Source organism: Kitasatospora sp. NPDC087271, assembly GCF_044744605.1.
Lineage (GTDB): Bacteria > Actinomycetota > Actinomycetes > Streptomycetales > Streptomycetaceae > Kitasatospora.
Genome location: NZ_JBIUYQ010000015.1, coordinates 35,806 through 48,943, shown reverse-complemented (window position 1 = coordinate 48,943; position 13,138 = coordinate 35,806). Strand labels below are relative to the sequence as shown.

General features: G+C 72.1%; 7 protein-coding genes and 1 pseudogene. 5 read left to right on the top strand and 3 right to left on the bottom strand.

Translation table 11 applies throughout. From position 1 onward, the window contains the following. Positions 1-189 precede the first annotated feature (189 nt). Positions 190-740 (bottom strand): annotated as a pseudogene (locus ACIO9K_RS23980) (hypothetical protein); the annotation flags it as partial. Positions 741-1,092: 352 nt separating this feature from the next. Here ACIO9K_RS23980 and ACIO9K_RS23975 point away from each other — a divergent pair. The 3 genes from ACIO9K_RS23975 to ACIO9K_RS23965 all read left to right on the top strand — a co-directional run bounded on the left by ACIO9K_RS23975 (position 1,093) and on the right by ACIO9K_RS23965 (position 3,088). Further along, positions 1,093-1,947, top strand: a complete 855-nt coding sequence (locus ACIO9K_RS23975; protein WP_400332861.1) for a hypothetical protein — start codon at positions 1,093-1,095, stop codon at positions 1,945-1,947. Next, positions 1,941-2,534 carry a hypothetical protein gene (locus ACIO9K_RS23970; protein WP_400332858.1) on the top strand — a complete coding sequence of 198 codons (594 nt, stop codon included), beginning with the start codon at positions 1,941-1,943 and terminating at the stop codon, positions 2,532-2,534. The genes ACIO9K_RS23975 and ACIO9K_RS23970 overlap by 7 nt, the downstream gene beginning before the upstream one ends. Before the next feature lie 227 nt (positions 2,535-2,761). Next, the gene (locus tag ACIO9K_RS23965) at positions 2,762-3,088 is read left to right on the top strand and encodes a carboxymuconolactone decarboxylase (RefSeq protein WP_400332855.1); all 327 of its coding nucleotides are present in this window, start codon (positions 2,762-2,764) and stop codon (positions 3,086-3,088) included. A gap of 97 nt (positions 3,089-3,185) precedes the next feature. Here ACIO9K_RS23965 and ACIO9K_RS23960 read toward each other — a convergent pair whose 3' ends face one another. Both ACIO9K_RS23960 and ACIO9K_RS23955 read right to left on the bottom strand, forming a co-directional pair. Then, complete coding sequence (locus ACIO9K_RS23960; protein ID WP_363617089.1) at positions 3,186-4,463, bottom strand: cation:proton antiporter; 1,278 nt, start codon at positions 4,461-4,463, stop codon at positions 3,186-3,188. A gap of 488 nt (positions 4,464-4,951) precedes the next feature. Then, positions 4,952-5,938, bottom strand: coding sequence for a helix-turn-helix transcriptional regulator (locus ACIO9K_RS23955; RefSeq protein ID WP_363582661.1), 987 nt, complete (start codon positions 5,936-5,938; stop codon positions 4,952-4,954). Positions 5,939-6,222: 284 nt separating this feature from the next. Here ACIO9K_RS23955 and ACIO9K_RS23950 point away from each other — a divergent pair, with 284 nt between their 5' ends. Both ACIO9K_RS23950 and ACIO9K_RS23945 read left to right on the top strand, forming a co-directional pair. Next, positions 6,223-6,426: a hypothetical protein gene (locus ACIO9K_RS23950; RefSeq protein ID WP_400332852.1), complete on the top strand. Its 204-nt coding sequence runs from the start codon at positions 6,223-6,225 to the stop codon at positions 6,424-6,426. A 497-nt stretch (positions 6,427-6,923) separates the two neighbouring features. After that, complete coding sequence (locus ACIO9K_RS23945) at positions 6,924-13,118, top strand: DNRLRE domain-containing protein (RefSeq protein WP_400332849.1); 6,195 nt, start codon at positions 6,924-6,926, stop codon at positions 13,116-13,118. The last annotated feature ends 20 nt before the right edge of the window (positions 13,119-13,138 follow it).

The window sequence follows — 13,138 nt, the reverse complement described above, 5'->3', positions numbered from 1 at the left end:
GCGATGGGACCCATGGGCCTCCAGCTGGGGGCCTCCGCGGGTAAGGGTGCTGACAGTGGCCGAGTCTCGCGTCCGGGCTTGTTGGGCAGGGTCTGCTCGTACCTATGCTGACCTCTTGCTGACCATGTCTGATGAACCATCAGATATGTGCTGTGGCTCACAACAGGCCGGGCAGGCCGGCGGTGGTGGCGCGGCGAGGATGGCGACCTGGCGGCCGTCGAAGATGCGTTGGCCGATGCCGGGGTGTTCCTCGATGTGGTGCAAGGCGTCCGTCCAGCGGCCGGTGGAGGTGAGGGCGCGGGTTCCGTCGGCGATGATGACCCGCCACAGCCACTGGCGGACTTCACTGCGCCGCTCTCCGGTCTCGGTGAGGTGGGCGGGGACGGTGATGCCGTCAAGGGAGGACTTGGTGGCGGTGGTGACGGCGCGGTAGAGGCCGAGGAGGAGTTGGCGGCCGCGGCGGTGGTGGCCGGCGCGGATGTGGAGGCGGGCGAGGTCGACGATCGGCTCCAGGCCGCGGATGGCGCTCGTCGAGGGGAGCGGGCCGCGGGTGAGGTAGAGGGCGGCGTGGCGGTGGCACAGGTCGCGGGCGTAGTCGGGTAGGGCGAGGTCGGAGGCGAGGAGCGCGGCCTGGTTGAAGACGGTGGAGGCGAGGCCCGGATCGTTCTGCCGGGGGCCGTGTCGGCCAGCCCGGTGAGTCGGCCGACACGGGCGTCGAGGGGTTCGAGAGGACACCGCATCGCGCCCGTACTCGAGGCCTGGCGGTGCACGGCTCCGTCACCGAAGTCGAGTGACGCTTCCACAAGCACCACTCACGGATCCTCGCGATGAGCTCTTCATCGGGCCACGCCGCGGATTCGGGTCACAACCGGCACGGTGGAAGCAGCCGGTGACATCGATCCGAGAACGTGGACCCGTCGAGTGCGGGACCGGCGGAAGTCCCGGCGCCGATGGTCTTGGTTGGGCCGCAGGCTGCGCTGGTCACCTGCGTGAGCGCTCCCGGTGGCGGTCCCGGCACGTCGGGCATTTCCTGGAGGGGGCGAGCCGATCGTCAACCATCTCGTCCAGGACAGTTGACCCAGGGAGTATGTGATGCCCGCCGATGCGTCAGGGCCGGATCCGGGGGGGGGATCGGGGGACGCGAGGCCGCCGGACGGCAAGGGCGGGCGGTCGGCTCACGGCGGGCGGCCCGAGCCGGCCGAGCTCTCGACGGGCGAACGCAGTGAGCTGGACCAGCTGCGGCACCGTCTCAGCGCCCTGGAGGCGTCCGCACAGCCGTCAGGGGACCGGCACCACCGGCTTCGTACGTCGGGCGCGGTCGTCCTGATCGTCATCTCCTCTCTACTGGCGCTGCTCTCGGTCATCGCGGTCTGGACGAACTCGATCGTCGGCGACACCGACCGGTACGTCGCCACGGTCGCGCCGCTGGCCGGCAATCCGGATGTCCAGGCCGCGCTCACCGATCGGGTCACGTCGGAGGTCCTGGCCCAGATCGACGTGAAGGCCGTGGTGAACGAGCTGTCCCAGGCAGCCGTCCAGCAGGGTGCGCCACCCGAGCTCGGCAAGCTGATCGGCGGCCTGAGCGGGCCGATCACCAGCGGCCTCACGCAGTTGGTCAGCACCACCGTGAACAAGGTGGTGACCAGCGATCAGTTCGCGACCCTGTGGGTCGACGCGAACCGGGTGGTGCACTCCTCGCTGGACAAGGCGCTGACGGGCAAGGGCGGGGGAGCGGTCTCGCTGGAGAACAACCAGGTCGCCATCGATATCGGGCCGATCGTCGCCAAGGTCAAGGACCAGTTGGTGAGCTCCGGCTTCGGACCCGCCGCGAAGATTCCGGAGGTGCACACCAGCTTCGTGGTGTTCGCCTCGACATCGGCAAGGTCAAGAGCTACTTCCGGCTTCTGGAGATCATGGGGTCCTGGCTCCCGGTCATCGCGGTGCTGATCGCCGCGGCCGGCGTGTTCACCGCCGTGAACCGGCGTCGCGGCCTGATCGGTGCCACTCTCGGGGTGGCCGTCGCCATGCTCCTGCTGGGAGCCGTGCTGACGGTCTTCCGGTCGTTCTACCTCGATCACCTGCCGCCGGGGGCATCCCAGGCCGCCGCCGGCGCGATCTACGACGCACTGATCCGCTTCCTGCGCGCAGGCATCCGGGTCGTCGGCGTGACGGCGCTGGTGGCGGCTGCCGGCGCGTTCCTGATCGGCCCGTCCAGGGCCGCCGTCGCTGTCCGCAGCGCCTGCAGCTCGTCGATCGGCGCGTTGCGTGAGGTGGCGACGTCACACGGCATGCGCCTCGGGCCGGTGGGCCGCTTCGTGCACCGCTGCAAGCGCTGGATCGGCGCCGCCATCCTGGTTGTGGCAGCGGTCGTCCTCACCACCTGGAACTACCCGACGGCGGTCGTGGTTCTGTGGATCGTCGTCGTGGTGCTGGCCGGGTTCGCGATCCGGGAGTTCCTGGATTCCGAACCGGGAGGCTCCCCTCCGGTGCCGCCGGCACCCACGGTCGAAGGCGGCCCATCCGCAGGTGGTTGAGGCTCCGGGACCAGGGACGCGACGCCGCGCCCAAGACGCTGCCGGCAGCGTTCAGCGCGGATCGGCACCAGTGCCGGGTGCGCGTCTGCCGCCTCCCCGAAATGCTGCCCGTTCAGTCGGGATGCGTCTCGGCAGGAGTGTTCCTAGAGTTGAAACAGGGGGTGCGATGGAGGGTTCCTTCTCGCTACTGACGCGTCGGCTCCGGCGCACCCTGGAGATGGCTCAGCATGACGACATCGTCCGAAACCCCCGTCCTCGACACCCTGGCCGCCATGACCCTCGACTCCGTCGAGCGGTGCGGGCTGCCCCCGGACATGCTCATCCTCACCCGTATTGCCGCACTCGCGGCCATGGACGCACCGGCGGTGTCCTACCTCGCCCACATCGATCCGGCCATCCAGACCGACCTGACCCCCGCCCAGATGCAGGACGTCCTGGTCGCGATCGCTCCGATCGTGGGAACCGCCCGGGTCATGTCCGCGGCCACCCACATCACCGAGGCCCTCGGGTACGTCATCGCCGTGGCCGAAGGCGAAGCCGGACTCGAAGCGTAGGCGGCCTCTCCGGAATCCGGGCCGCCTCGGCTCCCGACAGCGGTCCGGCCGTGCGCGCCCCGCGTGGGGCCGGGCCTCGGCGTCGCCGGCGACGAGCTCACCGCCCGCTGAGACGGTTGTCGGCCGGGGTGCGGCGGATGAGGCGTCGCTCGGGGATTTCGGCCGGCGAGGCGGGCGTTCCCTGTGGTGCGGCGAGGCGCGGTCCGTAGCGCTTGGCCAGCGGGTCCGCGCTGAGGCCGTGCGCTAGGACGCTGAGCAGCACCGTGAAGGCGATCGCGGTGACAGCGGGCCGAGCCACGGGCCCGGCGAGGTCTTCCAGTGCGAGCAGTCCGAAGACGACGGATGCCAGGCCGCGTGGTCCGAACCAGCTCAGGAACAGGACGGCGGGCCGGCCGAGACGGGTCCCCGCCAGTGCGAGTGCCACCGGCAGCATCCGGACGACCGTCAGGCTAAACACTGCGTACAGCGCCGTCTGCCAGGTCAGAGCCTCCATCGCCGGTACCACCGCGATCACGCCGAAGATCAGCCAGACCAGCAGGGAGAGCAGGGCACCGGTCTCCTCGACGAAGGGGACCAACGCGGCCGCCGGGCCGCCCGCGGCGGTGAAGGCCAAGCCACCGGTGAACGCCGCGATGAACCCGTTGCCGTCCAGCGCCACCGAGGTGGCGTAGCAGCACAGTGCCAGGCCCAGGACCGCGGCGCCGGCGAAGCCCTCCGCCACCCAGCCGCGGTCGCGGCCCAGCTTGATCAGTCGGCCGCCGCCCCCGCCGACCACAGCGCCGATCAGCAGGCCCAGCGCGAGTTCGGCCACGGCCTTGCCGAGTCCGGTGCTGCCGACGTGTTCGGCGGTCGACGCCCCCGCGATGGCGACCAGCACGACGGGGGTCGCGATCCCGTCGTTGAGTCCGCTCTCGACGTTGAGCAGCCGTCTGATCCTGGCCGGGACCGCCGGATCGACCATGACAGCCGCACCCAGAGCCGCGTCGGTGGGCGCCAGCGCCGAGCCGACGAGCAGGGCGAGCCAGACGGTCCCCACCCCGGGCAGGGCGAAGGCGGCAAGTGTGCCCAGTCCGATGGACAGCGGCAGCCCGAGGAGCAGCAAACGCAGGCACAGCCCCAGATCCGGGCGTAGCTGGCGCAGCCCGACCCGGGAGGCGTCGGAGAACAGCACCAGCGCCAGAGTCGCCTCGGCCAGGACCTTCACCATTTCCGGGCTGGGGGTGATCCCGAGCGGCGTCAGCGGGCCGTGGGTCAGCAGGACGCCGGCTGAGGTGAACACGATGGGCGCGGTCATGTCCAAGCGTTCCAGTCGTGCCGAGAGCATCCCCCAGACGAAGACCAGCCCGGTGATGATCGCCAGATCCGCGGAGGTCATCGCGTCACCTCGGATCTGCTGCCGCGATGGCCGACCGGACTGGACGCGCGACCGGTGCGGGCCGGTGGGCGGGCGGTGGGCGAACGGCGGCGGGGCCGATCCTGCTCCGTCCCTTCCTCTGTCATGGCTGCAGTGTGGCAGCCGCGCCGCAGGGCAGGTCGCAGGCGTACACCCACCGTGGCGGACGTGTCGGGCCCTCTCGGCGGCTGACCGTTCGGACGTCCGACCCGGGCCTTCCCGATGAGGGCCCGACGTGAGAAGGCGCCGCCCGTGCGCGGACGGACGGTGCTTCGCGGCCGAGCCGGTCCAGCGCCGAGGGCGGTCCGCCTCCGGGCCGCCGCCGAGGCACGGGGTGCGGGCTACCTCGTGGCCGGTGCCTTCGGGGCGGCGTTGTACGGGGTGTGGTGGTCGCCGATGTGCAGCTGCTCCCGGAAGCGGTTCTCGTTTCGGAAGCCTCTCCGTGACCGGCCTCCGCGCCTTCGGCCCGGTCAGAGCCAGCCGCGCCGGGCGGACTTCAGCCCGGCCTCGAAGCGGCTGGCGGCTTCGAGGCGTTCCATCAGGGCCGCCATCTGGCGCCGGACGGTGCGGACCGAGACGCCGAGCCGCTTGGCCACCGCTTCGTCGGTGAGTCCGGTGGAGAGGAGGCGCAGGACCTCGCGCTCGCCGGGGCTGAGGCCCACCGGCTCCCCACCGGCGCGGTCGTCGGCGATCGGGACGGCGGCCTCCCAGGTCCGTTCGAACAGGGCGACCAGTGGGGCGACGATCCCCGGCTCCCTGGTGCACAGGGCGCCGGCCCGGGTGTTCTGCGGGTCGATCGGTACCACCGCGGTGCTCCGGTCGAAGACCAGCATCCGCGGCGGCAGGACGGGAGCGGTCCGCACCTCGCCGCCGAGGCCGACCAGCCAGCGGGCGTAGCCGAGGGTCGCCGGATCGTCGTGGACGCTGTCCTGGTAGATGGTGCGCAGGCCGACCCCGCGCAGCAGGGCCTCCTCGTCCAGGGGGCGGGAGGCGGCCAGGCTGGCCGCGGACTGGGCGCCGCCGGGCATCACCGCCAGGGCCTCGGTGGTCAGCCGGGCGCTCAGCATCTCCAGCTTCTCCTGGATGGCGTCCAGCCCGACGAGCCGTTCGCGGCCGCCGACCGGGGTGTCGGTGCGCAGCGTCGCGTACGCCGCCAGGGCGCGTGCGACGGCCGCCTTGGAGGCGGCAAACTCCTGCTGACGGCAGGCGAGTTCCTCTTCCTGTCGGCGCAGCAGGAGGTCGAGCCCGCGTTCCGGGCTGACCGGTCGCAGCGCGCCGGGCCGATCGCGGGAGGCCCGGAGCAGGGTGAGGTCCGCGAGCCGGTCGAGGGCGGTGTGCACGGCGGCCTCGGGAAGCGCGAGCCGGTCGCAGATTTCGGCGATCCCTCCGTCCGGGTCGGTGAGCATTTCCCGGTAGACCGCTTCCGCGGTGGTGTCCAACCCCAGCAGTTCCAGCATTCCGCGCCCCCGATCCCCGTGGTCGATTCGGTATTCCCGATCGGCCCGTTGTCGATCTTTCCGCCGGGTGGACACCCTTGCAAGGCATGATCCGGTCAACGCCCCCGCCCAGGTCGTCCGGGCCTCTTTGCAGCAAGCTGCCTGGCCTGATCCTGCCTGCCGGATCCGCTTCCCGTGACGGTTCGTGGAGGGGAGGATTCGCCGTGCGCGCTCTCTCGCCAAAGCCCGGACACCCAGAATTCCGGCGCCCTCGCCCTGGTTCCCGCACAGAACAGGACTCCGTCGTGTCCGTCCGCCCGCTCGCCACCATCCTCGTGTCCCTCGCCCTCGCCGCCCCGGTCGTCCCCGCTCTCGCCACCCTCACCGCCTCCGCCGCCTTGGCCCTCGCCGCCGGGGGTGCGGGCGGCGGGATCGGCTGGGACGGCCCCTCCGCCAGGTCGATCGGTTGGGACGCCCCGCCTGCCGCCGAGGCCTCCGGGCGGTCCTGACCTCGGTGTTACCGGTCCACCTGGCCCTGTCGGCCAGTTCCGCCTGGCCGTCGGGCGATGCGGTCGCCGCGAAGGTCCAGGCCGCCCTGTGGTCGTGTGCCGGTCCCGGCGGCGGCCTGGAGCACGCGCGCCTGCGCCGTCGTCGGCGGCGCAGGCCTGGTGCTCCACGTCCGCGCTCCTGACGGGACGGCGGCCCGTTCGAGGGCGTGGGCGCTGGTGGCCCGGGCACGCGCCGCCAGGGGTCGGCATCCGTTCGATCCGCGGTAGCCGGGCTCGAATGGTTTCCAATCTTCCGGACGGTTTTCGATCGATTTCGACCGCCTGGCAATTTGGCTGATTCATTGCGATTGCTTTACTTCGCCATGACTCTCATGGGCTCGTCATGTCGATCCTTCCTCTCTCCTCCGACGACCGGCCCTCCCGAACCGCCGGCCCTCACCCGACGAACCGTCGACACCACAAAGAACCGTCACCCACACAGACCATCGAGGAGTTCCATGCCACGCCCCACGGGCGAACCGCCACGGCACCGGGCCGCAACCGGCGCGCCGTCCCCCTTGCCGACCCGCCGCCGTACCGCGCTGCGCAACACCGCCGTCGCCCTGGCCGTGGTGCTCGCCGCCGAGTCGGCCGTCGTCATCATGACGACCGGTCAGGCCGTCGCCGTCACCACGGAGCAGGCCCCGCGGCCCACCCGGTCCCTGGGCCCGGCCGAGGCCAAGGACCTCGCCACCGCCCACCTCAAGGCCCGGCTGGAGGACCGTCGGATCGAGGTGGTCGACGAGCGTACCGAGTCCACCACCACCTGGATCAACCCGGACGGCACCACCACCCTGGACGTCGCCTCCGGGCCGGTCCGCTACCAGGACGCGGCCGGTCGCCTGCAGCCGATCGACGTCGACCTCGCCCGCCAGCCTGACGGCAGCGTCAAGGCCAAGGGCCACCCGCTCAACCTCGCCCTGGCCGGCGCCACCCCGCCCGCCGCCGTGTCGGCGTTCAAGGCCGCCGGTGCCCAGGCCGGGGACCAGAAGGCCCCGAGCACCCCGCTGGTGTCGCTGGACAACGGCAACGGCACCGCCATGTCGCTGTCCTGGCGCGGCGCCCTGCCCGCCCCCACGCTGGACGGCGCCCGCGCCCGGTACGCGGACGCGCTCACCGCCACCGACCTCGTCATCGAGTCCACCCGCACCGGCTTCGAGCAGTTCCTGGAGCTCAAGGACCGCTCGGCGGTGGCCGCCAACGGCAGCGTCACGCTCACCCTCGACGCGGACGGCCTCCGGGCCCGGCAGAACCCGGACGGCTCGGTGTCGTTCCTCGACCCGAAGACCGGCCAGGAGGCCGGCCAGCTCCCGGCGCCGGTGATGTGGGACGCGCAGGTCGACGAGCGCAGCGGCGAGCACACCCGCACCGCGCCGGTCGGGCTGAAGGTCACCCAGGACGGCGACGCGATCGATCTGACGCTCACCCCGGACGCCGCCTTCCTGACCGACCCGAGGACCGTCTACCCGGTGACCGTCGACCCCGCGGTCAACATCGGCGTCGGCTTCGACACCTTCGTGCAGCAGGGTTACGGCACCGACGTCTCCGCGCAGACCGAGCTGAAGCTGGGCAACAACGGCTCCGGCCAGGTGGCCCGCTCCTTCCTGCAGTTCCCGATGGCGAAGATCAGCGGGAAGCAGATCACCGGCGGCAAGCTCAACCTGTGGAACTTCCACAGCTGGTCCTGCACGGCGAAGAGCTGGGAGGTCTGGGACACCGGCAGCGCCACCACCGCCACCCGCTGGACGGCGCAGCCCAACTGGAACCGCAAGTGGGCCACCTCCACCGCGACCAAGGGCTACTCAAGCTCCTGCAACGACGGCTGGGTGAACCAGGACATCACCGCCCTGGTCAAGGCCTGGGCCGGGAACGGCAACGCCAACAACACCCTGGGCATCCGGGCCACCGACGAGGCCGACCCGTACGGCTGGAAGAAGTTCAACTCCGGCAACGCGTCGTCCAACACCCCGTACCTGTCGGTGACGTACAACACCCCGCCGGCGGTCTCCACCCTGGTCTCCCCGGCGAACGCCGCGCTGACCAACGAGGCCAGGCCGACGCTGTCCGCCAAGGCGACCGACCCGGACGGCGGGAACATCGCCCTGGACTTCGAGGTCTGGACGTCCACCGGCACCGCGGCGCTCCAGTCCGGCCGGACCGGCCTCGCCGCCTCCGGCTCGACCTTCACCTGGACGCCGGGCACCGCGCTGGTGCCGGGCGCCTACAAGTGGCGCTCGCGGTCCTGGGACGGCACCGCCAACAGCGCGTGGTCGGGCTTCCGCACCTTCACCGTGGACACCACGGCGCCGGGCGCCACCACCGTCTCCTCCACGGACTTCCCGGCCGGCCAGTGGGCGGGCTCCCCGGACGCGAACGGCGACTACAGCGGCACCTTCACCTTCACCCCGCCGACCAGCGACGTGAAGGACGTCCAGTACCGGCTGGACGGCGGCGCCTGGGCGACGGTGGCGACCACCGGCGCGCCGGTCTCGGCCAAGCTCACCTTCAAGGCCGGGGCGCACAAGGTCACCGCGCACACCCGCGACGCGGCGGGCAACGTCTCCGCCGACAAGACCCACGCCTTCTACGCGGGCAAGGGCTCCGCCCTGGTGGCCCCGGGCCCCGGCGAGCGCCCGGCCCGCCGCACCTCGCTCCAGGCGGAGGGCAACAGCACCTACACCGGCGTGCGCTACCAGTACCGCCGCGGTGAGACCGACGCCTGGAAGGACGTGCCGGTCGCCAACGTCGCCACCACCGACGGCAAGCCGGTGGCCGCCTGGCCGTTCGCCGCCTCCGCCGGCAAGCCGGCCGCGCTGACCTGGAACATCACCGACACGCTGGCCGAGAACGGCCCGGTGGACGTGCGCGCAGTGTTCACCGACGGCACCGCCACCGACGCCACCGAGCCGACCACCGTCACGGTCGACCGGCACGCCGGCGACGCCCCCGAGACCCCGGTCGGCCCCGGCCAGGTCAACACCCTCACCGGTGACCTCACGCTCTCGGCCACCGACGCCCAGGGCTTCGGCCTGAGCGCCGAGCGCTCGTTCTCCTCCCGCCGGCCGCTCAACGGCTCGGCCCAGGAGGGCCAGGCGGCGATCTTCGGCCCGCAGTGGAGTTCCGGCACCACCGCCGAACTCACCGAGACCGCCTACTCCTACGTCCGCCAGACCTCTCCGACCTCGGTGTCGGTGGTCTCCTCGGCCGGCGGTGAGATCGGCTTCACCGCGACCGGCGCGGGCGGCTGGAAGCCGGAGCCGGGCGCGGCGGACCTCACCCTGAGCGGTGCGTTCACCGGCGCCTTCACGCTGAAGGACACCGCCGGTACCACCGTCACCTTCGGCAAGGTCGACCCGGCGGCCACCACCTGGCAGGCCACCGGCTCCTCGCTGCCCAGCGCCGACTCCACCACCTCCGTGGTCTCGGAGAAGGTCGTGGCCGGCGGCCGGACGCTGGCCCGCCCCAAGTACGTCATCGCGCCGACCGCCGGGACCGCCTCCGCCGACTGCGCCGCCGCGCCCGCCACCGCCGGCTGCCGCGTCCTGGAGTACGTCTACGCCACCGCCACCACCGCCACCCCGGCCGCCCTGGGCGACGTGGCCGGCCAGGTGAAGCAGATCCGGCTGTGGTCCACCGAGCCCGCCGCGAGCAGCGCCACCCCCGTGGCCGTCTCCCAGTACGCCTACGACGAGCAGGGCCGCCTGCGCGAGGTCTGGGACCCGCTGATCAGTCCCGCGCTGAAGACCGTCTACACCTACGACGCCGCCGGCCGGGTCGCCACCGAGGCCCAGCCCGGAGAGTTGCCCTGGACGCTGGAGTACGGCAAGGCCGGCAACGCCGCCACCGCAGGCGAGGGCATGCTGCTGGCCGCCTCCCGGGGGACCCTCAAGCAGGGCAGCAAGGACGTCACCGACGGCACCGCGACCACCTCGATGGTGTACGACGTGCCGCTGTCGGGCGCCAACGCCCCGTACCCGCTGGGCCCCTCCGACGTCGCCGCCTGGGGCCAGAGCGACGCCCCGACCGACGCCACCGCCGTACTGCCGCCCGACGCCGTACCGGCGGGCCACGACGGCAAGGCCCTCGGCACCGCCGCCTACGCCCGCGCCTCGGTGACCTACACCAACGCCTCCGGGCGCGAGGTCAACATCGCTACCCCCGGCGGCGGAATCGTCACCACCGAGTACAACGCCCACGGCAGCCCGGTGCGAACCCTCTCGGCCGAGAACCGCATCCTGGCCCTGGCCGCCACCGGTGAGGGCCTGGGCAAACTGCGCGCCCTCGGCATCGCCGGCCGCTCCACCGCCGACCGCGCCCAGATGCTGTCCGCCCTGTCGGTGTACTCGGCGGACGGCAAGCGACTGGTCGAGCAGTACGACCCGCTGCAGCTCGTCACCCTGGAGCACGACCTGGCGGCCTCCGGCACCAGCCCCGCCCTGGTCGCGGGCGACGAGGTCCCGGCCCGCGCCCACACCGTCACCACCCACGACGAGAACCGCCCGGCGAACGCCGCGGTCAGTGACCGGGAGACCTCGGTCGCGGTCGGCGCCAGGATCGAGGGCTACGCCGCCGACGCGGACGTGCGCACCACCGCCACCGGCTACGACTGGGCCCAGGGCCTGCCCACCCGGTCCGTCCAGGACCCGATGGGTCTGAAGATCACCACCGCCACCGGCTACGACGCGAGCGGCCGCGTGGTCTCGCAGTCCCGCCCGAACTCCGACGGCTCGGACGCGGGCACCACCGTCACCACCTACTACGGCACCGGCGCCACCGGCTCGTGCGCGGGTCGCCCGGAATGGGCCGGGCTGGTCTGCTCCACCGCCCCGGCCGCGGCGGTCACCGGAGGCAGCGCCCCCGCGCAGCTGCCGACCAAGACGTACCAGTACGACCGCTGGGGCAACGTCACCGTCCTCACCGAGTCCGCCAACGGAGTCACCCGCACCACCACCCGGACCTACGACGGCGCCGGTCGCCCGACCAAGGTCTCCGTGACGGGCGGCACCGGCACCGCCGTGCCCGACACCGTGTACGGCTACGACCAGGCCACCGGCCAGCCGTCGACCACCGGCAACGGGACGGCGACCGTCACCCAGGGCTACGACCGGCTCGGCCGCCCCGTCTCCTACGACGACGCCGCCGGGAGCGTCACCACCACCGAGTACGACCGGCTCGACCGGGTGGTGAAGAAGTCCGACTCGGTGCCCTCCACCGTCACCTACGGCTACGACACCGCCAAGGACCCGCGCGGCCTGCCCACCAGCATGACCGATTCGGTCGCGGGCACCTTCACCGCCGGCTACGACGTCGAGGGCCGCCTGGTCTCCCAGACGCTGCCCGGCGGCAACACCCTCACCAGCTCCTACGACAGCCGGGGCATCCAGACCGGCAAGACCTACGCCACCCAGGCCGGGACCGTCCTGCTCGCCGACACCGCCGGCTTCACCGTCCACGGGCAGCAGGCCGGACGCACCCAGACCGACGGCAACAGCACCAGCGAGGACTACACCTACGACGCCGCCGGCCGCCTGTTGAAGGCCGTCTCCGGCAACGGCCTGGACTGCGCCACCCGCAGCTACGCATTCGACCGGAGCAGCAACCGCACCAAGCGCACCACGGTCGGCGACGACTGCGACCCGGCCACCGCCGACGCCGTCACCACCGCCGAGAACCACGGCTACGACGCCGCGGACCGGATCACCGACCCCGGTTACGCGTACGACGCCTTCGGCCGCACCACCACGCTGCCCCGGGGCACCCAGCTGAGCTACCACGCCACCGACCTGATCCGCAGCGAGACGCTCGGCGGAACCCGCAAGACCTGGGACCTGGACGCCGCGGGCCGCCTCGCGACGGCCACCACGGAGACCAGGGGCGAGGACGGCACCTGGACCGTCACGGCCCGGGCCACCCACCACTACGACGGCACCGACGACAAGCCGACCTGGACCAGCGAGGTCAACGGCAAGCTCACCCGCAACGTCACGGACCTCGGCGGTCAGCTCGTGGCCGCCACAGGTACCGACGGCGGCGCGGTCCTGGTCCTCACCAACCTGCACGGCGACGCCTCGGTCCAGATGTCGCCCGACGGCACCCAGGACCTCGCCGTCTACCACTACGACGAGTACGGCAACGTCGCCGACGCCACCGGCACCACCGAGTACGGCTGGCACGGCGGGGAACTGCGGGCCAGCGACTCGCTCAGCGGCCTGATCCTCATGGGGGTCCGGGTCTACGACCCGGCCACCGGCCGCTTCCTCCAGACCGACCCGGTCCTGGAGGGCTCGCCGAACGCCTACGGCTACCCGGTCGACCCGATCACCATGGCCGACCTCGACGGTCTGCGCTGGCTGAAGAGTTGGAGCGCCACCATGAGCAAGGCGGGCGCCGCCCGCGTCGCCAAGCTGCTGAAGAACACCGGCTCGATCAGCAGCATCATCGGCCTGATCGTCGGACTCTTCCCGCACTTCGTGGCGAAGATCATCGGCGGCATCCTCAAGGCACTCGGCTTCCTGGTCAAGAGCATGGGCAAGGGGATCGCGGAGGCCAACAACCGCCGGGGCAGCAAGGGGGTGATCCTCACCCTCGGCATCTGGCAGAAGCACTACTGGACGCTGCCGTACCCTCGGAGCGAGATCAAGACCAGGTACTGAGCCCGCGTCCGGACCCGACC